Consider the following 23,220-nt stretch of genomic DNA (forward strand, 5'->3'; position numbering starts at 1 on the left):
CTATTTTATATACCAAATGAAAGCTATCAATTTAGCCTTCGAGTAAATTTAAGTTCAGTTAACCCATTTTTCAGCCCAATGCTGAATTTCGTCAAGAGCAGGTTTTAATGCTTCCCCTTTTTGCGTTAGCTGATATTCTATCCTGACTGGTGTTTCTGGATAGACAGACCTTTCAATTAGTCCTGCTTCCTCTAATTGCTTCAAACGATCAACGAGCATTTTATCACTCATACTTGGTATATTAGATGAAATGTCCCGAAAACGAACAGGTCCTTGTAAAAGTACTCGAAGGATTAAGCCATTCCATCGTTGGCCAAGTAGTTGAAATGCAGATTCAAATTTTGGGCATAGATTCATCTTTTCCATTGTTATATCACTCCCTAGGCATCTTTATCACAGATAACCGTCCGTAAAACGCCCGCGTCAAAATAGAGAGGAGAGATAAATCTATTTAGGTGGGAGGTAACGGACGCTAATGTCCTGATTCACTCAACTAACAATCAGTGGGAGAAGAACGTAAACTCCCACTGATTGAAGGTTCGTTTTATGCCTGACATTATTATATCATACTCTACTTGACAATAGTACACGGCACAGAATTTTTCTTACTAAAGGTAAGTAACATACCGAATGATTGGTCGTATCAAAAAATAAGAGGTTTAGTGGTGTTGAATGACAGGAATTATAGAAGTAAATTCCGTTATAAGGAGTGTTGAACATGACAAAAGTGTTAGTACCGTATTACAGTACTTACGGTCATATTTTTACGATGGCACGTGCTATCGTGGAAGGTGCTCAAGAAGTTGAGGGGACAGAAGTCAAGTTAGTGAGAATTGAAGAGTTTGACGCGGTAAAAGATGCCATGTCTGAACAAGATGCGTATGTGCACGCCCAAGAGGCGCAGAAAGATGTCCCTGTTGCGACTCATGATGATTTACGATGGGCTGATGGTGTTGTGTGGGGGATCCCGACACGTTATGGGGCGATGCCTGCCCAAATGAAGCAATATCTCGACTCTGCCGGGGGGTTATGGGCAAATGGTGAATTAGAAGGGAAAGTAACTGGGATTTTTACAAGTACCGGTTCGATCCATGGCGGGCAAGAAACAACCGCCATCACTTCACTTGTTCCCTTATTACACTTTGGATTTATCTTCGTGGGGCTTCCTTATGGAGAAAATCCAGAACAGCTAACGACAGATGGCATTGGTGGGTCACCATATTCAGCTTCTACAATTGCTGGTCCTGATGGCAGCTCACAGCCAGATCAAAGAGATTTACTGATGGCGAAGCGATTAGGCAAAAGGGTTGCCAGTGTGGCGAAAGCATTAAGAAGTTAAAAAATAACGATTCATTGTGAAGATCACACCAATACTATATTTCGTAGGGCTTTAAACTGCTGTATATTTACAGCGGTTTTTTCTAGTATGAACGAAACTTTTTTTATTTTTTTTCGTCTATATGTGAGACGTTAATTTAGTTATTAAGTGAATTTAACCTAAAATTGACTTGACGCCAAGGCTAAAAATATCTAACTAAGAATAGTACGTTATAATTAAAAAAGGTTAATAGCACATGAATTATTGAATGAATGAATGAGTGATTGAATGTAGGCCATCTGCTGGGTTAAAGAGCAAACCTCTTTGTCTCTTGATCTTCTAAAGATCGGGTATTTAGTCATTTGTCAGAAACTTTTATTTTAATGACCACGGGAAGTCTCTTTTAGCAAGAGGCCCCATCTGCTATAATGAAAGAATTAGCATGGTCGTTGCCCTACAGGCACGGAGGTGAACACCTTGGAAGAAGAAAAGCGTAAAGGGCTTTATATAGATTGGTATCTTATTGTCAGTATAGTACTTCTGGCTTTATTTGGACTTGTGATGGTGTACAGTGCAAGCTATGTTCAAGGCTATCAGGTTTATGATAACATGACTTATTTTTTTGATCGTCAGCTACAATGGCTGGTGATTTCTGCTGTTATGTTCACTTTTTTTATGTTTTTTCCGTATCGTCATTTTCGCAAATTAGTGCCATGGATTGTGTTTGGCTCGTTTGCGTTATTGCTCCTCATTTTAGTTCCGGGAGTTGGCTATGAAGTTAATGGCTCCATGAGATGGATTAATGTTGGTCCCATTAGAATCCAACCATCGGAGTTTGTTAAAGTCGGATCTATAATTTATTTGGCGTATGTTTATTCAAGAAAGCAAGCATATATTAATAAGTTTTTTACGGGTGTTATGCCACCGTTAATTATTGTGCTCGGATTTTTTATTCTCATTATGTTCCAACCAGACTTAGGGACGGCTACTTCCATTGTATTAGTGGCGGGATTATTAGCGTTTTGTTCTGGAGCGCGTATGCTTCATATTATTTCTTTAAGCTCGCTTGCGGCTTGGGCACTGTACCATTATGCTCAATCAGCACCTTACCGGTTAAATCGGTTATTAGGCTACCGAAACCCGTTTGAATTAGAGCAAACAGAAGGGTTTCAGCTTGTCCAGTCGTATATTGCCATTGCCCATGGTGGCCTTTCAGGTGCTGGATTAGGCCAGAGTGTCCAAAAACTATTTTACCTCCCCGAAGCCCATACTGATTTTATTCTGGCGATTGTCAGTGAAGAATTGGGGTTAATCGGTATTGCCGTCGTCTTTTTATTAATGCTTGCGATTATTGGTCGTGGGGTGATAATAGGCACTCGTTGTAGAGATGCTTTTGGAAGCTTGCTTGCCTTTGGTATTGTTTTTCAGCTGAGTATTCAAATGATATTTAATGCAGGAGCAGTTAACGGTCTCTTGCCTATTACAGGGATTCCATTTCCATTTATTAGCTACGGTGGGTCTTCATTATTAGTTAATTTCATCGCCATGGGTATCCTTGCAAATATTTCGAGACGCACTGAAAAAGAACGACAAGAAGGCTTGGAAAAAAATGAGGCATTACCTTTAGAAGAGAATGAAGAGATTCAAGTAGGAAGACCGCATGTGACGGTTGTGAAATAAATCTGAAAGTGTGAGTAGGTGCATCTATGCAAGAGAGAAAAAGTGCGTTTCAACAGTTAGATTATTCGTTATTATTTTTTCTGTTTGTCCTTATGTGTATTAGTTTATTAGCGATATACAGTGCGGCTGGGCAATATAATGTTCCCATTTTCTTCGTCCAACGCCAAATTATTTGGTTTGCTGTAGGGACAATTTTAATGCTTGCCGCTATGATGGTGGATTATGAGAATTTTAAAAACTTTTCAATTCCTCTCTATATTATGGGAATGGTCATGTTACTTATTGTCCGCTTTGTCCCTTTTTTGAGCGCTGAGAGAAATGGTGCTAGGCGTTGGCTAGGGTTAAATAATGAACCACTTTTTCAGCCTTCTGAGTTTGTCAAAATCTTTTTGATCATTGCTCTGGCTCATTTAATTTTTTTGATTGCAAAAAAACCGCGAGAAAAATCCTTTAAATCAGATTGTATTGTTGTGGGAAAAATCTTAGCTGTCGGTTTGCCGCCATTTGCATTAATTTTAGTTCAGCCGGACTTAGGAACGGCGTTAGTTATTGCAGCAATTATTTTTATTATGATTTTAATGGTCGGTGTGTCGTTTCGAATGATCGGATTACTCGTGGGGCTTGCTGGTTCATTTATTGCTTTTCTAGTCTGGCTTCATAACCAATATTTTGAGTTTTTTAGTATATTTATAAAAGGACATCAATTAAGCCGAATTTACGCGTGGCTCGATCCTAGTGCTAATACTGGAGGAGAGGGGTATCAGCTTTATCATGCAATGCAGGGGATTGGTGCTGGTCAGCTTTATGGGAGCGGGTTTGGAAGTGGTGTGAAAGCTCAAAGCGGTATTATTCCTGAGCTTCATACCGATTTTATTTTTGCGGTAATTGGTGAAGAATTTGGCTTTGTGGGTGCTACTGTCTTGCTCGTCGTCTACTTTTTGTTTTTATATCGCATGGTTATCATTGCCTTTAACTGTAACAATAGTTTTGGAACTTACTTAGTAGCAGGTGTTATTGGGTTACTTGTGTTTCAAATCTTTCAAAACATTGGGATGACGATCGGTTTAGTGCCGATTACAGGACTTGCGTTACCTTTCATTAGTTATGGAGGAAGTGCGTTAATTACGAACATGTTAGCGGTAGGTATCGTCTTAAATGTTAATATAAGAACGCGTCATTATATGTTTGGTGAAGAAGAGTGATGAAATGAGGGAGTTATCTTGCGTGCGGATAAATTGCTAGCGTCGATGGGCTTCGGTTCTAGAAAGGAAGTCAAGAAGCTGCTTAAAAAAGGGGGCTTTACCGTTAATGAAGCCGTCGTGAAGGATGGAAAAACGCATGTCACCCCAGAGACTGACACCCTTGAAGTATTTGGGGAACGGCTTTATTATAAACCTTTTATTTATTTAATGATGAATAAGCCTCAAGGGGTCGTCTCGGCCACGGATGATAAGCGAGATAGGACTGTCACTGATCTATTGGAACCTGAAGATGCGCTATATGTTCCCTTTCCAGTTGGACGACTAGATAAGGATACGACGGGGCTGCTTCTTTTAACAAATGACGGACAGTTAGCCCATAAACTCACATCACCTAAAAAAAAGGTGGATAAACAATACCTTGTGCATCTAGAGAAATCAATAGATGAAGCGGATATTTTAGCATTAGAGCAAGGGATTGAGCTAGATGATGGCTACGTGACAAAGCCAGCTGTTGTGGAATTGGTGAATGATCAAGAAAAGGACGTCGTATACCTCACAATACAGGAGGGAAAGTTCCATCAAGTAAAACGCATGTTTCAAGCCCGTGGAAATCGCGTTGTGGCGTTAAAGCGTAAACGGATCGGGCCACTTAACTTGGATGAAACGCTGTCACTTGGCACGTATCGCAAACTTACGGAAGATGAGTTGGAGAAGTTGTTAGAATAAAAAAAGCTAGGAGATATTATCTCCTAGCTCGTTCTTTTAAAAGCAAGATGTCTTATTTGCAACGTCTTTTATCATATATTTGTTCCGACTTTCCACAGGAGTCACCATCATTCGTTCCAAGTCGCAAACATTTTATTATTAATTTCAAATGTTTTTCGTTATATTGAGCGTGCCATTGTACTATGACGTTCATTCAATTAAGAGACTTTTACTTTTTTCTTAGTTGTTGTCCAAACGCCTCGTTCTGTACTTACTACGAGCTTGTTGTATTCTAACACATTAAGATCCCGCTGGACAGTTCGTTCAGTGATCCCAAACTCCTCAACTAATTCTTTTGTAGAGACGCTTCCCTTTTTTTTGATAAATAAGTAAATTGATTTAATTCGGGTTAACATCCGCTCAGTTGAAGGATTCAAAAAACCACTCCTTATTAATGGTCACCTGTTTGTAATAGAAAAAGTGCGAATGCAAGGCGACTTTTTTTAAGACATTAAATTAAAGGGACAGATCAATGAATGTTAATTATCAGAATACAAACGTCTCGGATAGTGAGATTGCCGAGTGAACGGTAAAGCCATTCTGTCAGAAGGTGTGAGAGACTTACACATGGTAAGGTATTAATGTTAGTCTATACGCCCCTCCTTTCTATAGTTTAACGCAGAAAAGGGTCACAAGTAAAGAAAGACTCATTTTTAAAGGAAAGAAGACTATGTCTTTATACTTATTCATTGGAAGTCTTTTCTAACACATGATAAAGTCGTATACTTATAAATATCGCTTTAAATGGAGGTTTAGACGTGAAAAATTGGAAACAAGAGGTAGAAAAGCGGCAAGACGAACTAATTCAAAGTACATGTGAATTCCTGAAAATACCAAGTATGTATGATTCGGCGTCTGTGACTACGGAGGCACCGTTCGGTGAGGGGATTGCGAAAGCTTATAACTGGTTATTAAATAAAGCCCAAAAAGAAGGCTTTCGAATTAAAGATTTGAGCGGTAAAGCAGGTCACATTGAGTGGGGGCAAGGGGACGAGGTAATTGGTGTTTTATGCCATATTGATGTTGTTCCAGGAGGAGAAGGATGGACAACGCCAGCTTTTTCAGCTGATATTAGAGATAATCATATTTATGCAAGAGGGGCTCTTGACGATAAAGGGCCGACAATGGCTTCCTATTATGCGTTGAAGCTAATAAAGGAACTTAATATTCCGTTGAAAAAACGAATAAGGCTGATCATTGGGACGGATGAAGAAAGAGAATGGCAGTGTGTAAAGCATTATTTTAAGTACGAAACAATGCCGGATATTGGATTCGTACCAGATGCTGACTTTCCAGTAATATGTGCAGAAAAAGGGATCGCTGATTTTCTTTTTTACAAAAAAGCGATTATAAGCGATGGCTTGGTTATGTCTTTCTCAGCAGGCACACGTTTTAATATGGTCCCAGATAAAGCTGTTGTGACGCTTAATCGTAAACGAATAAAGGACTTAGATCTCCTTAAGCAAGTGTTTACTGTTTTTTTGAGCGAAGAAGACTTAACAGGTAAGTGGGAAATGGATGAAGCTCGTGTTGTATTAACCTTCAACGGTCTTGCTGCTCATGGAAGCACACCAGAAGAAGGACGAAATGCGGCATTAGCTGGGGCTGCTTTCTTAACAAAAATCTCGTTGAGAAAAGAGGAAAAAACGTTTTTCCAATTTCTAAATCAATTGTTTTATAACGATTATCTTGGAGAAAGACTCGGTATTTCTTACACTGATGAAGAGCTAGGAGCGGTCACGATAAATATAGGAACTTTATCGTATGAAAGGGATAAAGGGATACGCGTAGGGATTAATTTACGTTATCCAAGTGGGGCTGACTATCAAACAATAATGAAGAATTTAATTAAAGCATTTGATACGATTGATATGGACACAGAAGTTGTCAGCCATCAAGAACCGCATGGTGTAAGAAAAGATCATCCCCTCATTAAAGTTCTCTCTGATGTTTATAAACGTCATACTGGTGAGAGTAGAGAGCCCATTGCGATTGGCGGTGGCACTTATGCGAGAGCTTTACGAGCGGGAGTTGCTTTTGGTCCACTCTTTCCTGGGCAGCCGGATGTGATTCATCAACCAGATGAATATATTACGATCGATCATCTCATTAAATTAACAGCGATTTATGCAGATGCTATGTCTATATTGGCAAGTAATGAACTTAAAGAATAAGGGGAAACAGAGGTTAACATACTAATGAATAAACGGACATTTTTAAACATGAAGGCATTTTATTTCTTTTCTTTTTTTGCAATAGGTGGACTCTTTCCGTTACTTACGGTTTATTTAAATGATGTGGGGTTAACAGGAGCCCAAATTGGGGTGATAACGTCAATCGGCCCGATTGTTATGCTGCTTTCGCAACCCATTTGGGGAATACTAAGTGATTATACGAAGAAGCCACGAGTATTATTAACGATTGCAGTAATTGGAACAGGGATTATTGGATTCACCTATTTATTTGCTGAAGACTATGTTATATTCGTCACCATTGCAGCAGGTTTGGCCCTGTTTCAAAGTGCCATTGTCCCCTTATCGGATAGTATGACGATGAATTATGTGTCTCTCCATGGGGGGAATTACGGAAAAATTCGTATGTGGGGGGCAGTAGGGTTTGCTTTAGCTGTTTGGATTATGGGAAATTTATCTGACTGGTTTGGTCAACCTGTTATTTTCTATGGATTTGCTATCGTATTATTTATGAGTGCGTTTTTTTCTATTAAAATGCCGAATGGGACTGTCACCGCAGCGATTGATTTACGTGGTGGGATGAAACAACTTATCAAGGTACCAGGGTTTTTATTATTTCTACTTATCACCTTTCTAGTTTTCGGGCCTATTATGGCGAATAATTTTTATTTTGGCTTACTTATTCAGTTTACGGGAGGCACTTTGGCAGGTGTTGGTTTTGCGTTTTTATTGGCAGCTGGAAGCGAAGTGCCATTCATGCACTGGGCAGGAAATTGGATTAAAAAAAGAGGCGTTTTAGTCATTTTATTTGTGGCGTCATGTGTTTCTGGTTTAAGATGGTTATTTTACGCAGCAGGTCCTTCTCCGTTGTTCATTTATGTGACAACAATTATACAAGGGTTCAGCATTGGACTATTTGTACCTGCCGCATTGCAATACGTGATAGATATTGCGCCAAAACAAGTCAGAGGGACAGCTGTTGCTGTTTATTCAGCTGCCGGAAACGGTCTTGGTGCTTGCTTTTTTAGTATTAGTGCGGGGCTTATTATGGATAGGTACACCATACTGTCTGTGTATATGTTTTATGGTACGCTATCCCTCGTTGGGGCGGGCCTAACTTTATGGCTAATTAATAAGCAAAGGACAGTGAAGGTGGTATAATTCAGAAGAATAAAGCGGCTTTATTACGGATAACCAGTTTGTAAAACGCCCGTCTCACAATAGAGGGGAAAGATAAACCTATATAGGCGCGAGGATAACGGACACTCATGTCCGATTCACCAACTATCAATCAGTGGGAAAAGAACGAAAACGCCCCCTGATTGAAGGGGCGCTTTATGAAAAGTCGTTTTTATGCATTCCCGTTAACGTAGGGACAGTATATAGACGAATATTGAACGCTATCATTAAACGTTCTGTGAGTCAAAATCAAACAAGTCAGTGGACAAGTAGCGTTCTCCTGTATCACACGCAATTGCGACGACGATCTGGTCTGGAGAAAGTCGCTTGGCTACTTGTAAAGCAGCATAGCATGCAGCTCCTGAGGATGGTCCCACAAGAATCCCTTCTTTTTGGGATAAATCCCGTGTCACTTGATAAGCATCTTCATCACTAATTTGAAATATCTCGCTATACACGTCCTGATTTAAAATAGGTGGAATAAATCCTGGGCTTGTTCCTACGAGCTTGTGAGGGCCTGGTTTTCCTCCGGATAATACTGGAGATCCTTTAGGCTCGACTACATGTATAGTCGCATTTGGATACGCTTTTTTTAATTTTTCGCCTGTGCCTGTAATTGTGCCGCCGGTTCCAGAAGCTGCTACAAAAGCAGATAGATCTTTACCAAGTTCGCTCATGGCTTTAATAATTTCAGAGGCCGTCGTATGGCGGTGCGCATCAGGATTAGCGGGGTTCTCAAATTGCATTGGCATGTAACTGTTAGGTATTTTTTTAACTAGCTGATGAGCTCTTTCAATAGCCCCAGGCATCTTTTTGTCGCCGGGAGTTAATTCTACTTTCGCACCATAAGCTTTTAGAAGATTAATACGTTCTTGAGACATAGTGTCAGGCATCACTAAAATAGCCTTAAGGCCTTTAGCTGCTGCTGTCATGGCTAAACCGATGCCTGTGTTTCCAGAAGTGGGTTCGATAATGACGGAATTTTCATCAATTAGCCCTTGCTTTTCAGCATGTTCAATCATATTGAAAGCTGCGCGATCTTTTACGCTTCCGCTCGGGTTCATAAATTCTAGTTTAAGATATACTTGAGCCCCTGTTGTGACAGGGAGTTGCTGTAATTTAACAAGTGGGGTATCTCCAATGAGTTCGGACATGTTATTTACAATTTTCATCTCTGTTTGTCATCCTTTCCTGTAGACAGTACAACGTGTAAAATAGTATTACCTATTAAAGCGATATGTTTAATTTTTATTGTATCACAGCTTCTTTGGAGGACAAAAGGAGGGGCCTATTTTGTCAGATTTCCATAGTTTTATCGGAATACCATTGAATCAACAGATAAATAAAGTTTTTTCACAGCTACAAAGTGACTATGAGTTAGAAAAGTATTACAAAAAAATAGTCGATAAACATGACTTTCACCTGACATTACTGTATTTAGGTGGATGGGATGCTCAAAACAGGGTAAAGTTATGGGAGCGGCTAAATAAGAGATTAAACGCCTATCCAACTGTTTCGCTAAGGTTTCAACAGCTCGATTTTTTCGGGAAACCGAAACAACCAGGTGTTTTTTACGTGAAGGCGGCTGAAAATCCTCACTTGTCCAATTTGCATACGATCGTTCAGGAGGAAGCAGCAGCCCTTAACTTCCCGTTGGAAAAGCGGTCGTTTAAGCCACACGTAACTTTAGCGAAAAGGTGGAAAGTGACAACATCGAATAAGCCAAAACACTGGGAGTTCCCAATGGAAATGAATGACGTCTTTGTAACAGCAGATACTGTGTGCCTTTATCGGGTTCATCCGCACAAGCAATCGATGTATGAGAGGCTGTCTACAATTAACTTATCTGAATAAGGACTTATGAGAGGGTGAATGTAAATGGCACAACTCGTTAAATTGTCTGATTATGTTTCGCGTTACGAAATTGATATTTATCGTTATCCATCACGCTATGTTAGATTAAAAAGGGAACGGTGGGAACGGGTTAGACAAGATTGGGAAACCCGTAAGAAAGGTTTTCAAGATTTACCCTTATGGCACTCCTATGAAGATAATAGCGAATCATTTATTCAGAAATCATTAAGAAAACTTCCATGGAAAAAGTCTGAGATTCAAGAAGAAGTGGAGTTGCCTACAAGAACTGAAATAACGCATCATTCTTTAGAAAAACTAAAACAATCTTTCCGAGAAGAGCTCTTTCAGTTCCAACTTAATTGGGCGAGTTCTACTATTTCAGAGAAATCCCATGTGAAGCGGAGTTATTATTACGATAAGTTTTTATACTACCTCTTGCAAAATCTTCCTGATACTTTTTTTGTCTTCTATGAACCTGTGTTTTTTATGAAGAAGGCACCTGTGGATTTGGATGTCATTATTTTAACCCCAACGGAGTTGTGGTTAATAAAGCCTTTGAGTGGAAATGATCACACTATTTACCAAACAGAGACAGATAGGTTTTGGAAAAAAAGCGAGAATGGTGTAGAAGAGCGATTGTTAAATCCGTTTGTGACATTAAAACGTATGAAGACGGTAGTAGAAACGATCTTAACAGAAAATCATATCACATTGCCTGTGAAAATGGCGGTAGTGGCTAAGGATAGCTTCATTGATGTACCACCAGTGAGCAAGCGAGTTAATTTAGTGGATAAACGGCAAATTGAGAACTTTAAAAAGTTGTTATTAAAAAATCAAACCCCTATAAAACATCAGCAGTTAAAAGTTGCTGAAACATTGCTTGCACATTCTTTAACGATATCAGAAAACCGTTTGCAAGAAGAGATCGATGAAGAACAAAGAGAAGAGACAGATTCAAGGATTGAAAATGATTAAATTATCCGTTAAGATAATAGAGGTGTTTGGAATTGAAATCATGAGGAGACGGGCTCATACCAATGACTACTTATAAACTGACACCTTACAATGGAAATCCGATCCTTCATGTTCGTAACATTTATGATTGGAAAGGACATAGAGGAATTGAATTATCACTAACTCACGAGAACATTACCGTCTTTGCTCACTCATTCCAATTGGCTTTGAAAGATTTAGAAGAGTGGTACTTACTGCATAGATCTGAAGAAAGCTACATGCAATTTAAGTCAAAGACGAAAGAGTATATGATTGAACCGGCTATGACATGGCGTGAAAAGAAAAGAATTGATGACAGCCTCGTAGACTGGATCAGTACCTTGTAAGAATGATAGTGGGAGAATAGCAAAGACGAGGACAACCTTGCCTATGTAAAAATGATGGAGCAAGGTTGTTTAGTAGTCTTAAAAAATGGTTTATTCATTATTTTCCGAGAGCTTTTTTAGCTTGGCTATAGGTTCATTATTAACTAAATAAAGATTTATTAGTTAAAAGAGAGAAAAAATGGTATTTTTTATTGATTATTTGCTATTCTAAAAATTTGCGAGTTTAAGTTGAAGAAACGTTAAATGTTCTTTACAATAATAAAAGTGCTTCGCTTCGCTAAAACAAGTGTTAAATGAATCGAGGCAATTTTTACACTGCAGAATGTTCGATTGAGTAGAGAATGAGCTCCTTAAAAAAAGTGCGATACAAGTACTTTTTTACATATAACAGCTATATAAACAGAGAAAGATCGGAAGTGTATCTGTTGTATTCAAATTGTCATAACGGCAACAATTATGTCACATACTTTGTATGTTATCCATGACTCACATTGCTGAGGTGGAGGGATAGAATAACGGATGAATGAAAAATGAGGGTGAAACAATTGGAACATTTCATGGGTGAAGGATGGCAGTTACGACCGGCTGGTGGGGCTACAGGAGAGGCGTATATTGCCGAACAAGGCGAACAAAAAATCTTTATTAAACGTAATTCTTCACCGTTTTTAGCTGTGCTTTCAGCAGAGGGAATTGTTCCAAAATTGTTATGGACAAAACGCCTTGAAAACGGAGATGTGATCACAGCACAGCGTTGGGTGGACGGTCATGAATTAAAAGCGACTGATATGAATGATACCCGTGTTGCATCTTTGTTATCAAAGATTCATCAGTCCAAAGATCTACTGCATATGTTTAAAAGGATGGGGAATTTGGCTTTAACGCCTGAGCATTTATTAGGTAAGTTAATGCATAAGAGAGAACGTGCAAACTTTGAAGATGCTACTATAACTGAAGCATTCAAGTGGCTTGTAGAAAACATCCCTCTTTTATCTGAAGAGAATTATGTCGTTTGTCATGCTGATATCAATCATAATAACTGGATGAGTAATGGAGAGAACCATCTTTATTTAATTGATTGGGACTGTGCTCAAGTGGCGGATCCAGCCTTAGATCTAGCGCCTCTCTTGTACATCTATATACCTAAAACAACTTGGCCTAAATGGCTTGAAATATATGGAGTGGACATGTCTGTAAGTTTATTAAACCGTATGCGTTGGTATATGATCGTAGAATGTATCGATAATATCTTATGGTATAGGGAACGAAATGGAGTCAAAGAGATGCTAAAGTGGTCTGATAAATTGAAGAATGTCTTAAAAGAAAGAGACTAATATTGCGATAACACCTAATAAAACCCGAAATAATTTCTCGGTATAATAGGTATATAAACAGCCCGAAAAGACTTTCACACCTTTTCGGGCTGTTTATAGTATGTGGCGATGCTTACATAGGTGATACCTTTAATGGAACTTTTCAGATTCATGGTTCACTTGCTGAATCCAACTATCTAAATCCACTTTACCTAAATGACTGTGTGCACCCTCTTTATCATGCTGATAGGCATATTGTTCGATGGACAAAAGAGTTTGCTTTAAATCTTCAGGAGTAGCATTGTTTTGGACGAGAGACTGGACAAGACTTTGTAATTGATGGAACTCATCATGACTACCATAATCTTCTGTTAATTGATTAGCCAAAATATCTTTCAATAATGTTAATTGATGATAGTAATTTATTGCCATTATCATTCACCCTTTCAATCGTTAAAAAGAAAACATTCTTAAGAGAAAGGGTATGGAGTAAGAGCTGATTTTATACTTCTCTACCTTTCCGTTGTTCATAATCAATTGTGACCTTTCCCCCGCCATTTATGAGAAGGCCTACTTCTTCGATCCACCTTGCCATATTAAGTGAATGGTGATGGACAACATCGTTAGGGTGTGAGCTAGTGATGACTTTATCAGCAAAAATATGAATTTCTTGAATCGTACCGGTGAAGTTTGGATTGAGCTCCATGTTTCTCAATTCTTTAATGGTCTCGTTTAGACGGAAGATCGTCTGATTTTTTAGAATAGGTGTTTCTTTTAGTTCATACAGTAAGGTTTGGACGTCCTTTAGTAATTCTTCTCTAGCCATGACAGGCTCCTCCTAACAGAATTTAGTCTCGTTAATCTCGTTCCCTTTATGGAGGATTTTACACGTGTTTTTGGATGGAATTTAAACATTGAATATGAGAGTTTAAGGTGAAGTTATTGCAAAAGAAATCTGACGAGTGTAGCGATTTATGATATTCTGGTTTTGTACTGTGTAAACACATGAAAACAATGGTTTAAATTGAGATGGAGAGTGACGTCACATGCGTTTAAGAAATAAGCCATGGGCAGGCGAATATATCGAAAGCCACCCAGCAATTGTAGAGCAAGATCCTGAAAAATGGAAAGGAAGATGGTATGAGAGGTTTGGAAACGAGGCGCCTCTTCATATAGAAGTAGGTACTGGTAAAGGACGGTTCTTGACCGAAATGGCAAAAATGTACCCTCATATCAATTATATCGGTGTGGAAAAATATGAGAGTGTACTTATAACAGCTGTTCAACGAGCTGTTGAGGAAAACATACCGAATGTGGTGTTTTTACAAAAGGATGTCAGTGACTTAACAGACTATTTCAGTCCCAAGGAACTTGATAGAGTATATATTAATTTTACTGATCCATGGCCAAAAAAGAAGCATGCAAAGCGTCGGTTAACTCATGAGTATTTTTTAACAAAATACCGCGCTTTGCTTAATGATAGAGGTGCGATTCACTTTAAAACAGATAATCAAGGGTTATTTGAATATTCTATAGAAAGTATGTCTAAATATGGCATGGCTATCGAAAATGTTAGCTTAGACCTTCATAATAGTGATATCGAAGGAAATGTTATGACGGAATATGAAGAGAAATTTTCGAATAAAGGTATGCGCATATTCCGACTTGAAGCCCGTTTTAAATAAAGAGTCCCATAAGTGAAAGGAGACGGTCAATTTGGCGATGGAGACATGGCATGTGTCAGATCATATGAGATTAACATGGTTGAATGGTGGTGTTACTCACATGGATGGAGGTGCCATGTTTGGTGTGGTGCCAAAACCTTTATGGGGTAAAAAGTATCCTGTAAATGAAAAAAATCAAATCGAGCTAAGAACGGACCCGATACTTATCCAAACAGGCGGTAAAAACCTACTTGTGGATACTGGAATCGGCAATGAAAAATTATCTGAAAAGGAAAAACGAAATTTTGGGGTGACGCAGGAATCTAAGATTGATGAAAGTCTCAAAATGCTTAATCTGTCACGTCAGGATATTGATCATGTCTTAATGACTCACATGCATTTTGATCACGCTTGTGGTTTAACAATTATGGATAACAATTCGTTAGTGTCTGCCTTTCCTAATGCTACTATTCATGTTCATAAAACTGAATGGGAGGAAATGTGTGCACCAAATATTCGTTCTCGCAATACGTATTTTTCGACTAATCGAGAAGGCATTGAGGAGCAAATCGCCACGTTTGAAATTGATGTGGAAGTGGTCCCAGGTGTTCGATTAATTCACACTGGAGGGCATAGTGCGGGTCACGCCATTTTAAAGTTGTCAACTGAGGATAAAACGATCTGGCATTTAGCAGATATTATGCCGACCCACGCTCATCTTAATGTTTTATGGGTATTAGCGTACGATGATTATCCAATGGATTCCATTGAAGCAAAACAGGCTTATATCCCTAAAGCGACTCAAAACGGAGAATGGTTTATTTTTTATCACGATTATCGTTATCGAGCCATCAAATGGGATAGTAACGGTCAACAGATAATCGATGCTTTGGAAAGAAATATGAAAAATGAGTAAAGATAAAGGGAAGTGTGGCATAATCAAGTATTAATCATGTCATAAAAGGGTTTGCAGTGTTTTTTAATTAATTCACTCGCTTATTCATAGTGCATAAAAGCCGAGTCAAGGTACAGAACGACGGCTTTCGAGGCGTGAGGTGGAGGGGGACGACTTGCTCTAACATACACGACGTTTCGCTACGAAATCCTAGATGCCGATTAATAGATGGCGTAACCAGTGCCTTTAGCATGTCATGCTTTAAAGCTTATACGTTGTATCTTAAAAAGAGGCTGGGACAAAACCCAGTGAATAAGGATGGCCCTGACTTATTGTGAAAGCCATTTTTTAAATTCATGTTTTCGTTATTTAGGTTGCTTGTCAAAAATACACTCGCTTGCCGCGGGCAAGGCTTCAGCTAATCGGGGGAAGATCACCCCGATGGATCTTCTGTTCCTGCGATTACTCGTCGCAAATAAATTAGCTCTTGCTTTTCCCGCAGGCGTCTCGTGTTTTTGACAACCAACGGGTTTAAATAAAATTCATAACTTGAGGAAGTACACCGCCAGAACAGCACACAAACTGTTTTATAACCACACAAAACGCTTCCGACTATCATTTTTGATAAATCGGAAGCGTTTTTTCTGTTTAGAGACCGTTATGTCCCAGTCTCTGAAATACGTTTTGTTAGTTTACATTATGAAACCACATTACTTAAAAGTGAGAGTTGCTATTTAGTCCACAGTAAAGTCTCCAATCACATAGACTTCTTCAACTTCATTAGCCCCAATAAACGTAACGAGAGAATAGTCGCCTGGTTCCAGCTCTTTGTAGATGGAAGAGGCATCAATCTTTAAATGCTGTTCGCCTTGGGGAAGAGGACCAAACTCTTCAAGGAAAGTAACAGGTTCTAAATTTGCTGTGAACAAATATGTTTCGACATAATCGACAGGTCGATTTAGTTGAAGTTGAAAATCGATGATTCCTTCATGGACATTGTTGATGCTCCCATAACTCAAATGAGGGTAGTCTGGGTCCATGACGAACAGAATAGTCGGTATTTCTATTTTTTCATCCCCGTGTGATAGTGTAATCATCCCTTCATAATAACCACGTGTTAAAGCACTTGGCTTTACTTGGACATTCATCGACACTTTTTGGGTACCACCTGGTTTAACGTTTAGATTCTTGCTTGTGGTTACTCTTATATGCTCATTGCCTTCATAAAATTCGATATCAATGTTATAGCGCTTTCGTTCATTCGATAAATTTGTAATTTCAAAGTGCTGCCTTTCTGTTTGACGCCCCTTCTCTTTATCGAATACGCCAAATGAATGAGAACCTGGTGTCACTAATGTTTCCGTAGTTAATGCTTCTACGAGTCTAATGCTGCCGGCACCTTGGGTATTAAATGGATATCTAACACCCTCTCTATCAAAAATAGGGGCAGCTGTATTCATTAAGGCTGCTTTTACTTGTGTTGTATCCCAATCAGGCTCTGCTTCAAGCAGTAAAGCTGCAGCCCCTGCCACATGTGGTGAAGACATGCTCGTCCCTTGCAATGAGGCGTATTCTTCATCTGGGAAAGTACTGACAATGGCAACTCCTGGTGCTGCTACATCTGGTTTAATCATCCAAGTCCCATAAGTTGGTCCCCGGGAAGAGAAGTCAGCGATTGTTTCCCCTATTTCCCCGTCAGGCGTTATATTAAATGTGAGGGTGTCATGTCCTTCCCTTAACTCATTTAGAAGTGTTTCACCATCTGCTTGATTCATTTGTAACGTTGGTATCTCCATACCTGGAATGTAAAGATTTAAATTTCCACTCACATTATTATATATTATGGCACCCACTGCACCTGCATCAGCAGCGTTTTCAACTTTATCTACGAAAGGAATTTCCCCTCTTTTAATGATGGCGACATGTCCCTGTACATCAATGTCTTCAAAATCTTCTTCGTATCCAAGGCCAGCATTTACGAATGTGTGAGTGGTGTTGTCAAGGGCTAGTAGATCTTCTTCATTGGCATATCCCATCACCTCAACAGATGGATACGTAACATTATCGCTGGTGAAAATGTTAGCCTCAAAGGTATTGTAAGGAAGTTGAGTAGCACCGACAGATATAGCTTCACGACTTGTAGCAGGAGAGCCGACTGTCCAGTTGTCAGGCCCGCTGTTGCCATTAGAGGTAACAGCTACGACACCTTCTTCCATCGCCCAATCAAGCGCTAATGATGTGGCAAAGTCAGGGTCATTTATACTGTTCCCTAAAGATAAATTCATAATGTCAACGCCATCTTTATAGGCCAGCTCAATAGCTGCAACCACATCAGCAGTGGTGCCTCCTTGGGGGCCAAGAGTGCGATAAGCAAGTAAGCTCGCGTCTGGAGCGACACCTTTAATTTGACCGTTAGCAGCAACTGTTCCAGCTACGTGGGTACCATGATATTGCCCTGCCCCTTCTTGTGGATCATCATCGTTATCAACAAAATCGTACCCCTTATAATCACCAAAAGCATGTTCTAAATCGGGGTGGGTATAATCAACCCCAGTATCGATGATAGCGACAGTGACACCGTCTCCCGTAATCCCATATTTCTCCCAAACTTCCGGCGCACCGATGAATGGTGCACTATCCATCATCTTAGGTGAGAAGCTTTCTTCTGGAATGATTTCAGGCTCAAATGTATCAGGTTCATAAGTAATGGAAGGATAAACAGCTGCCACACCATCAATGTCTAGTAGCTGAAGAACATCTTTTTCTCTTAATGTTAAGGCGAATCCAGAAAATAAATATTCATATTCTCTTATAACATCACTCTCTGGTAAAAGATCGGTTACCTCGTCTGTGAGCTCATTTAATGTAGCAGTCAGATTGGCTTGTGTTTGGACTTCATCTGTATGCTTTGCTTCCACAAGAGAAGGCTCTTCCAACTGAACCATAACGGTTACCAATTCTTCTGAGGTAAAATCGTACTCTCCCTCTATCAAAGTTAAACTTTTAAAATCTTCCGTCGTGGCTTCACTCGTTAATGTAAAGCTACTCATTAATAAGATAAAACTGCAAGCTAATATAACTGTTTTTTTAACCATAGACTTTTTCATAGATTCCTCCTTGTTTCGTTTTTTTAATAAGAGACAGATAACATTAATGGAAAAAGACACGTGATTCATTCATCTATTTCCTACAATGGAATCGCCTTACTAAATGTATTTCGACACACGAGAGGAATGTCCTTGTAACCAAAGACTTATTATTCAGAATTTTAAAAAGAAAATAGTGATCTTTACTAAAGATGTTATTTAAAATAGTTAATTAGGACTGCTGAGTAGACAAAATTCATGGTTATTCACTATCATCTAACAAAAGATATTCAACCTAATGCCTAGTGTGTTTTAATGGAAGGGTGAAAAATGAAGGAAGTCATAAGGAGGAAACATCACGAAATTAAAAGGCAGAAAGGTGAATGTAGGTCTAAAGTTCTGTTTCGTGTGAACAACGAGAAGGAGGCTTAATGATGAGGAAGTGACTATAATGCGTTAAATGAAAAAAACCTATTGAAAAAATCAACAGGTTTCGTATAATTAATCTTCTTGTTTATTAAGTGCTAAAACGGTGCCAGTGGCAGCATCTACAAAAAATTCGTAAGCTGACAGGTTTCCGTCAGTATCAGAACATGTCAGTCCGCCACGATAGACGTTAAATAAGAGATGATCTTGTTCAAATTCCTCTGTTATCATATGTATCCATGACCCTTCAATTTGACCAAGATGCGCGGTTTTTCTTTTTACTAATTTTAAGGCCTTTTCAGGTGCTAATTTACCTTCAGATCTGTCTAACTGGTTCTTCGCTAGAAGTGTTACGGCAACTCCCGCCCCAACTCCAGCTGCAAAGCGTTTCCATCCCAATGCTGTCACCTCTTTCTTAATATATACCTTTCACAAATATCATCAATTTCATTCTAAGTATATCGAAAGTAGCCATAAAAGCCAATCGTCTAACAGAAACTTACGCTATTGAAGATTTGGCGCGAAAAAATAGTAGAGGAAGAGGCATATAGTAAACGGTAAACAAATTATTTCGTTTACCCACGCTTAAGGGGCAGTAAGATCCCCACTGATTAAAGTTTAGCTTTATCGAAAAAAGTGGAAAGACATGATACATTTCGATAAAATGGATAGTACTGATACATACTAATAATGAGGGGAAGGAGCTTTATAATGAATAATGAAACGTATGAAATGTTTGAGACGTTGACTCAGCTTCCGGGAGCACCGGGATTTGAGCGTGAAGTAAGACAGTACTTGAAAAAAGAATTGCAAAAATATAGTGATGATATTATTCAAGACCGTTTAGGTGGAGTATTTGGCGTGAAAAAAGGGGATGAAGACGGACCAAAGGTCATGGTCGCCGGTCATATGGATGAAGTAGGTTTTATGGTAACATCGATCAATGACAAAGGATTAATTCAGTTTCAAACGTTAGGTGGTTGGTGGAGCCAAGTGTTACTTGCTCAACGGCTTCACATTATAACAGACAACGGACCTGTGACTGGTGTGGTGGGGTCTATTCCGCCGCATCTTCTTGATGAAGCTAAACGAAATAAACCGATGGAAATTAAGAATATGTATATTGATATTGGAGCAGACAACAAAGAAGATGCTGAACGCATAGGTGTGAAGCCAGGTCAACAAATTGTTCCTGTTTGTCCTATGGAGAAAATGGCAAATGAGAAAAAAATTATGGCTAAGGCTTGGGATAACAGATATGGTGTAGGACTCTCCATTGAATTGTTAAAAGCGTTGAAAGAGGAGTCAATTCCAAATACGCTATATTCAGGGGCGACTGTTCAGGAAGAAGTAGGCTTACGTGGGGCTCAAGCTGCGGCAAACATGATTCAGCCGGATATCTTTTATGCGTTAGATGCAAGCCCAGCTAATGATGCTACTGGAGGAAAAGATGCTTTTGGCCATTTAGGTAAAGGGGCACTTTTAAGAATTTATGACCGTACGATGATTACACATCGAGGAATGAGAGAGTTTATCATTGATACTGCGGAAACAAATAATATTCCATATCAGTTTTTCATTTCTCAAGGTGGGACAGATGCAGGTCGTGTTCATATATCAAATAGTGGCGTCCCTTCAGCTGTTATTGGTATTTGTTCAAGGTATATCCATACTGCTGCTTCTATCATTCATGTCGATGATTATGCAGCGGCCAAGGAATTGATTACGACACTTGTCAAACAAACAGACAAGACAACCCTTCAAACTATTCGTGACAATGTGTAAGAAGAATGGGAATCTCGCTTTGGCGGGATTTTCTTTCGTTCTATTTCTACTAATAACAAAAGGAGATTAATAGTGACTATTTTAAAAGTTGGCACACTAAACGAAGCTAAATTGATGTCCGTACGTGACGTATTTGGAGAAACATGTGAGGTATATGGTTATGAAGTCCCTTCTGGTGTATCCGCACAGCCTCTCACTGATGAAGAGACGAAACAGGGAGCCGTTAACAGGGCGATGTATCTTATTGACAAAGAATCAGCTGATATAGCACTAGGACTGGAAGGGGGCGTCATGGTTATAAATGATCATTATTTTTTATGTAACTGGGGAGCTCTTGCAACAAATTCCGGTCACATTTTCGTGGCTGGAGGTGCTCGAATTCCATTACCTGATGAGGTGGCTGCTAGTATAAAAGAAGGGATGGAATTGGGAGACATTATGGACCGGTATGCCAGTAAACTTAATGTTAGGAAAAATGAAGGCGCTGTTGGCATTTTAACGAATTTACAGGTAACGCGATCAGAGATGTTTAGTCATATTAATCGACTGCTTAAAGGGCAGCTTGAGAGAGCTAAAAAGATATAATATTAAAAATGTTAAACTGTCTATATAGTTTATTTAATGTGGCGTAACGCACTTTATATGGTTGGAGGTTATGACTTCTCGTTATAAGCGAAGTGCCGTCCATCCATGCTAGGTGAGAGAAAAATTTGAATAAACAGGAGCTGAGAAAAAGGTCAGCTCCCTTTCTTAATGTTAGTCATTATCAAAAATATAAGCTAATGTGTGTAAGGCTTGGTCGATCGTCTCTACGGTTACTTGTGCTTTTTCAGATAACTCTTTGAGTGGATGATGAAGTTCGGCTGGTCTGACTAGAATGAGCGGCTTATTTAAAGCAACGGCGGACGCAGCATCTGCAGCACTGTTCCATTGTTTATATTTTTCTCCGAAGAGAGCAATCACAATATCTGATTTTTCCATTAGGACACGAGTCCGTAAGTTATTCATTTTTGAAGCAGCTTCATCTTTTAAAATAGGATTTGGCTGCTGTCCGAGAATTTCCTCGCCAATATTATCTGAGCGGTCGTGGTTTTCCATCGGACCCACAAATGTGATTGGGAGTTTTTTTTCGGAAGCTTTATCTTTTAATGTTTTGCGCCAATCATCATGAATTTGTCCAGCCAAATAGACGATGAGTTCCATATGTTTTAACCTCCTTAATAGTTGGTGACTCAAGAGTCGCCTTTTCCTGCATAATAAAATAAAAACCATTTTCAATCAAGGTTATGAGATTATGTCATTAAAAAAATGGTGTAGCACATATGATATGATGTCTAATGGATATAATGGGTTGATGGTATGCGTATGGAAAGTGAATAAGTCCAACTATCGTGCTCAATAACTGAAAGCATTAGGCTAATGTGACGAAGAACGCAGGTTTGATTCGGTATAGTCAGTCATTCTAATAGAGAGATTTGTATTCTGAAAAGGAGTTTGAGATGAAAGAATTTTTAAAGCGGAAAGGGGTTGAACCCTCTTTTCATAATTATGTGATAAAAGCATTAAGTTATATGGCCTTAGGGTTGTTCTCTTCGTTAATTATCGGATTAATCATGGAGACACTTGGAACGCAGTTAGGTGATATTCCTGGTGGTGCGCTGCTTATTCAAATGGGTGAGACAGCTATGGGGTTATCAGGTCCCGCTATAGGGGTTGCTGTTGCTTATGGATTAGGTGCCCCACGCCTCGTCCTTTTTGCGGCTGTTGTGGGTGGGGCTGCTGGAGGTGAAATGGCAGGCCCAGCAGGAAGCTTTATTGCTGCATTACTTTCCACTGAAATCGGCAAGTTAGTATCACAATCAACAAAAATTGATATCATTGTCACCCCTTTTGTAACGATTGCTACTGGTGTGATAACGGCTTTGTTTATCGGTCCTCCCATCGGTCAGGCTATTAGCCAATTTGGCCTTTTTATCATGTGGGCCACCGACCAACAGCCATTTGTCATGGGGATTTTAGTCGCTGTTTTTATGGGGCTTGCCCTCACAGCCCCTATATCAAGTGCAGCCATTGCTTTTATGCTTGAGCTTGAAGGGATTGCTGCAGGTGCTGCCACAGTAGGATGTGCGGCACAAATGGTCGGCTTTGCTGTCAGTAGCTTTCGAGAAAATAGGTGGTCAGGCTTGCTCGCTATTGGTATTGGTACATCCATGCTGCAAATCGCCAACATTATTAAAAATCCGTATATTCTTATTCCCCCAACATTGACGGCGGCTATTCTTGGGCCGATATCTACGCTTGTTTTCATGATGGAAAATAACCCAGCGGGAGCAGGAATGGGAACGAGTGGCTTTGTGGGTCAGATCATGACTATTCATACTATGGGGAGCTCGTTGGGCGTTTTAATTAGTATTTTTCTGTTGCATTTTCTTGCACCTGCCATCCTTAGTTTGGTATTCTCAGAATGGTTAAGAAGGCTAAATAAAATTAATTTAGGTGATATGACGATCGACAAATCGTAAGG

At 39.4% G+C, this 23,220-nt stretch carries 23 protein-coding genes; 15 read left to right on the top strand and 8 right to left on the bottom strand.

What is annotated here, in order from left to right:
• Window positions 1–54: 54 nt before the first annotated feature.
• On the bottom strand, window positions 55–366 hold the full coding sequence (locus tag BK581_RS17990) for a winged helix-turn-helix transcriptional regulator (protein ID WP_078579463.1): 312 nt from the start codon (window positions 364–366) through the stop codon (window positions 55–57).
• A gap of 352 nt (window positions 367–718) precedes the next feature.
• Between BK581_RS17990 and wrbA the strand changes: the two genes are divergently transcribed.
• The 4 genes from wrbA (at window position 719) to BK581_RS18010 (ending at window position 4,926) form a co-directional block, all read left to right on the top strand.
• A complete protein-coding gene (gene wrbA, locus BK581_RS17995; protein WP_078579464.1) occupies window positions 719–1,339 on the top strand; it encodes an NAD(P)H:quinone oxidoreductase in 621 nt (206 codons plus the stop codon).
• Window positions 1,340–1,795: 456 nt separating this feature from the next.
• On the top strand, window positions 1,796–2,998 hold the full coding sequence (gene ftsW, locus BK581_RS18000; RefSeq protein WP_078579465.1) for a putative lipid II flippase FtsW: 1,203 nt from the start codon (window positions 1,796–1,798) through the stop codon (window positions 2,996–2,998).
• A 26-nt stretch (window positions 2,999–3,024) separates the two neighbouring features.
• Entirely contained in the window at window positions 3,025–4,200 is a 1,176-nt protein-coding gene (gene rodA, locus BK581_RS18005; protein ID WP_078579466.1) for a rod shape-determining protein RodA, read from the top strand.
• Window positions 4,201–4,218: 18 nt separating this feature from the next.
• A complete protein-coding gene (locus BK581_RS18010) occupies window positions 4,219–4,926 on the top strand; it encodes a pseudouridine synthase (protein ID WP_322788443.1) in 708 nt (235 codons plus the stop codon).
• 197 nt (window positions 4,927–5,123) lie between these two features.
• Here BK581_RS18010 and BK581_RS18015 read toward each other — a convergent pair whose 3' ends face one another.
• Window positions 5,124–5,342, bottom strand: a complete 219-nt coding sequence (locus BK581_RS18015) for a DeoR family transcriptional regulator (protein ID WP_078579468.1) — start codon at window positions 5,340–5,342, stop codon at window positions 5,124–5,126.
• Window positions 5,343–5,723: 381 nt separating this feature from the next.
• On the opposite strand from BK581_RS18015, the gene pepV reads away from it, so the two are divergent.
• Together pepV and BK581_RS18025 are read left to right on the top strand one after the other, a co-directional pair.
• Entirely contained in the window at window positions 5,724–7,139 is a 1,416-nt protein-coding gene (gene pepV, locus BK581_RS18020) for a dipeptidase PepV (protein ID WP_078579469.1), read from the top strand.
• A 24-nt stretch (window positions 7,140–7,163) separates the two neighbouring features.
• A complete protein-coding gene (locus tag BK581_RS18025) occupies window positions 7,164–8,318 on the top strand; it encodes an MFS transporter (protein WP_078579470.1) in 1,155 nt (384 codons plus the stop codon).
• 245 nt (window positions 8,319–8,563) lie between these two features.
• Here BK581_RS18025 and cysK read toward each other — a convergent pair whose 3' ends face one another.
• Entirely contained in the window at window positions 8,564–9,508 is a 945-nt protein-coding gene (gene cysK, locus BK581_RS18030) for a cysteine synthase A (protein ID WP_078579471.1), read from the bottom strand.
• A 121-nt stretch (window positions 9,509–9,629) separates the two neighbouring features.
• On the opposite strand from cysK, the gene thpR reads away from it, so the two are divergent.
• The 4 genes from thpR to BK581_RS18050 all read left to right on the top strand — a co-directional run bounded on the left by thpR (window position 9,630) and on the right by BK581_RS18050 (window position 12,861).
• A complete protein-coding gene (gene thpR / locus BK581_RS18035; protein ID WP_169837783.1) occupies window positions 9,630–10,190 on the top strand; it encodes an RNA 2',3'-cyclic phosphodiesterase in 561 nt (186 codons plus the stop codon).
• Window positions 10,191–10,214: 24 nt separating this feature from the next.
• Window positions 10,215–11,165 (top strand): nuclease-related domain-containing protein, encoded by a 951-nt coding sequence (locus BK581_RS18040; protein ID WP_078579473.1) that lies wholly within the window; start codon window positions 10,215–10,217, stop codon window positions 11,163–11,165.
• A 62-nt stretch (window positions 11,166–11,227) separates the two neighbouring features.
• Entirely contained in the window at window positions 11,228–11,530 is a 303-nt protein-coding gene (locus BK581_RS18045) for a hypothetical protein (protein WP_078579474.1), read from the top strand.
• A 536-nt stretch (window positions 11,531–12,066) separates the two neighbouring features.
• Complete coding sequence (locus BK581_RS18050; protein WP_308240409.1) at window positions 12,067–12,861, top strand: phosphotransferase family protein; 795 nt, start codon at window positions 12,067–12,069, stop codon at window positions 12,859–12,861.
• Window positions 12,862–12,990: 129 nt separating this feature from the next.
• On the opposite strand, the gene BK581_RS18055 is transcribed toward BK581_RS18050, so the two are convergent.
• Both BK581_RS18055 and BK581_RS18060 read right to left on the bottom strand, forming a co-directional pair.
• Window positions 12,991–13,272 carry a YtzH-like family protein gene (locus BK581_RS18055; protein WP_169837784.1) on the bottom strand — a complete coding sequence of 94 codons (282 nt, stop codon included), beginning with the start codon at window positions 13,270–13,272 and terminating at the stop codon, window positions 12,991–12,993.
• A gap of 70 nt (window positions 13,273–13,342) precedes the next feature.
• On the bottom strand, window positions 13,343–13,666 hold the full coding sequence (locus BK581_RS18060) for a hypothetical protein (RefSeq protein WP_078579477.1): 324 nt from the start codon (window positions 13,664–13,666) through the stop codon (window positions 13,343–13,345).
• Window positions 13,667–13,886: 220 nt separating this feature from the next.
• Between BK581_RS18060 and trmB the strand changes: the two genes are divergently transcribed.
• Together trmB and BK581_RS18070 are read left to right on the top strand one after the other, a co-directional pair.
• Window positions 13,887–14,525 (top strand): tRNA (guanosine(46)-N7)-methyltransferase TrmB, encoded by a 639-nt coding sequence (gene trmB, locus BK581_RS18065; RefSeq protein WP_078579478.1) that lies wholly within the window; start codon window positions 13,887–13,889, stop codon window positions 14,523–14,525.
• Between the two features lie 37 nt (window positions 14,526–14,562).
• On the top strand, window positions 14,563–15,420 hold the full coding sequence (locus tag BK581_RS18070) for a YtnP family quorum-quenching lactonase (RefSeq protein WP_078580017.1): 858 nt from the start codon (window positions 14,563–14,565) through the stop codon (window positions 15,418–15,420).
• Between the two features lie 713 nt (window positions 15,421–16,133).
• Here the strand turns inward: BK581_RS18070 and BK581_RS18075 are convergent.
• Together BK581_RS18075 and BK581_RS18080 are read right to left on the bottom strand one after the other, a co-directional pair.
• Window positions 16,134–18,506 carry a S8 family serine peptidase gene (locus tag BK581_RS18075; RefSeq protein WP_078579479.1) on the bottom strand — a complete coding sequence of 791 codons (2,373 nt, stop codon included), beginning with the start codon at window positions 18,504–18,506 and terminating at the stop codon, window positions 16,134–16,136.
• Window positions 18,507–18,986: 480 nt separating this feature from the next.
• Window positions 18,987–19,310: a PepSY domain-containing protein gene (locus tag BK581_RS18080; protein ID WP_078579480.1), complete on the bottom strand. Its 324-nt coding sequence runs from the start codon at window positions 19,308–19,310 to the stop codon at window positions 18,987–18,989.
• Between the two features lie 312 nt (window positions 19,311–19,622).
• Between BK581_RS18080 and BK581_RS18085 the strand changes: the two genes are divergently transcribed.
• Together BK581_RS18085 and BK581_RS18090 are read left to right on the top strand one after the other, a co-directional pair.
• The gene (locus BK581_RS18085) at window positions 19,623–20,696 is read left to right on the top strand and encodes a M42 family metallopeptidase (RefSeq protein WP_095995567.1); all 1,074 of its coding nucleotides are present in this window, start codon (window positions 19,623–19,625) and stop codon (window positions 20,694–20,696) included.
• Window positions 20,697–20,768: 72 nt separating this feature from the next.
• Complete coding sequence (locus tag BK581_RS18090) at window positions 20,769–21,281, top strand: DUF84 family protein (protein WP_095995568.1); 513 nt, start codon at window positions 20,769–20,771, stop codon at window positions 21,279–21,281.
• A 171-nt stretch (window positions 21,282–21,452) separates the two neighbouring features.
• On the opposite strand, the gene BK581_RS18095 is transcribed toward BK581_RS18090, so the two are convergent.
• The gene (locus BK581_RS18095; protein WP_078579482.1) at window positions 21,453–21,899 is read right to left on the bottom strand and encodes a YtoQ family protein; all 447 of its coding nucleotides are present in this window, start codon (window positions 21,897–21,899) and stop codon (window positions 21,453–21,455) included.
• Between the two features lie 296 nt (window positions 21,900–22,195).
• On the opposite strand from BK581_RS18095, the gene BK581_RS18100 reads away from it, so the two are divergent.
• Window positions 22,196–23,218 (top strand): PTS transporter subunit IIC, encoded by a 1,023-nt coding sequence (locus tag BK581_RS18100; protein WP_078579483.1) that lies wholly within the window; start codon window positions 22,196–22,198, stop codon window positions 23,216–23,218.
• Window positions 23,219–23,220: the final 2 nt, after the last annotated feature.

This window comes from Salipaludibacillus agaradhaerens (genome assembly GCF_002019735.1).
Classification (GTDB): domain Bacteria; phylum Bacillota; class Bacilli; order Bacillales; family Salisediminibacteriaceae; genus Salipaludibacillus; species Salipaludibacillus agaradhaerens.

What these genes read in the sequence shown, in the direction of transcription:
- BK581_RS17990 (WP_078579463.1), bottom strand. Translation starts at nt 366, where the DNA reads ATGGAAAAGATGAATCTATGCCCAAAATTTGAATCTGCATTTCAACTA.
- wrbA (WP_078579464.1), top strand. Translation starts at nt 719, where the DNA reads ATGACAAAAGTGTTAGTACCGTATTACAGTACTTACGGTCATATTTTT.
- rodA (WP_078579466.1), top strand. Translation starts at nt 3,025, where the DNA reads ATGCAAGAGAGAAAAAGTGCGTTTCAACAGTTAGATTATTCGTTATTA.
- BK581_RS18025 (WP_078579470.1), top strand. Translation starts at nt 7,164, where the DNA reads ATGAATAAACGGACATTTTTAAACATGAAGGCATTTTATTTCTTTTCT.
- cysK (WP_078579471.1), bottom strand. Translation starts at nt 9,508, where the DNA reads ATGAAAATTGTAAATAACATGTCCGAACTCATTGGAGATACCCCACTT.
- BK581_RS18040 (WP_078579473.1), top strand. Translation starts at nt 10,215, where the DNA reads ATGGCACAACTCGTTAAATTGTCTGATTATGTTTCGCGTTACGAAATT.
- BK581_RS18045 (WP_078579474.1), top strand. Translation starts at nt 11,228, where the DNA reads ATGACTACTTATAAACTGACACCTTACAATGGAAATCCGATCCTTCAT.
- BK581_RS18055 (WP_169837784.1), bottom strand. Translation starts at nt 13,272, where the DNA reads ATGGCAATAAATTACTATCATCAATTAACATTATTGAAAGATATTTTG.
- BK581_RS18060 (WP_078579477.1), bottom strand. Translation starts at nt 13,666, where the DNA reads ATGGCTAGAGAAGAATTACTAAAGGACGTCCAAACCTTACTGTATGAA.
- trmB (WP_078579478.1), top strand. Translation starts at nt 13,887, where the DNA reads ATGCGTTTAAGAAATAAGCCATGGGCAGGCGAATATATCGAAAGCCAC.
- BK581_RS18070 (WP_078580017.1), top strand. Translation starts at nt 14,563, where the DNA reads ATGGAGACATGGCATGTGTCAGATCATATGAGATTAACATGGTTGAAT.
- BK581_RS18075 (WP_078579479.1), bottom strand. Translation starts at nt 18,506, where the DNA reads ATGAAAAAGTCTATGGTTAAAAAAACAGTTATATTAGCTTGCAGTTTT.
- BK581_RS18085 (WP_095995567.1), top strand. Translation starts at nt 19,623, where the DNA reads ATGAATAATGAAACGTATGAAATGTTTGAGACGTTGACTCAGCTTCCG.
- BK581_RS18095 (WP_078579482.1), bottom strand. Translation starts at nt 21,899, where the DNA reads ATGGAACTCATCGTCTATTTGGCTGGACAAATTCATGATGATTGGCGC.
- BK581_RS18100 (WP_078579483.1), top strand. Translation starts at nt 22,196, where the DNA reads ATGAAAGAATTTTTAAAGCGGAAAGGGGTTGAACCCTCTTTTCATAAT.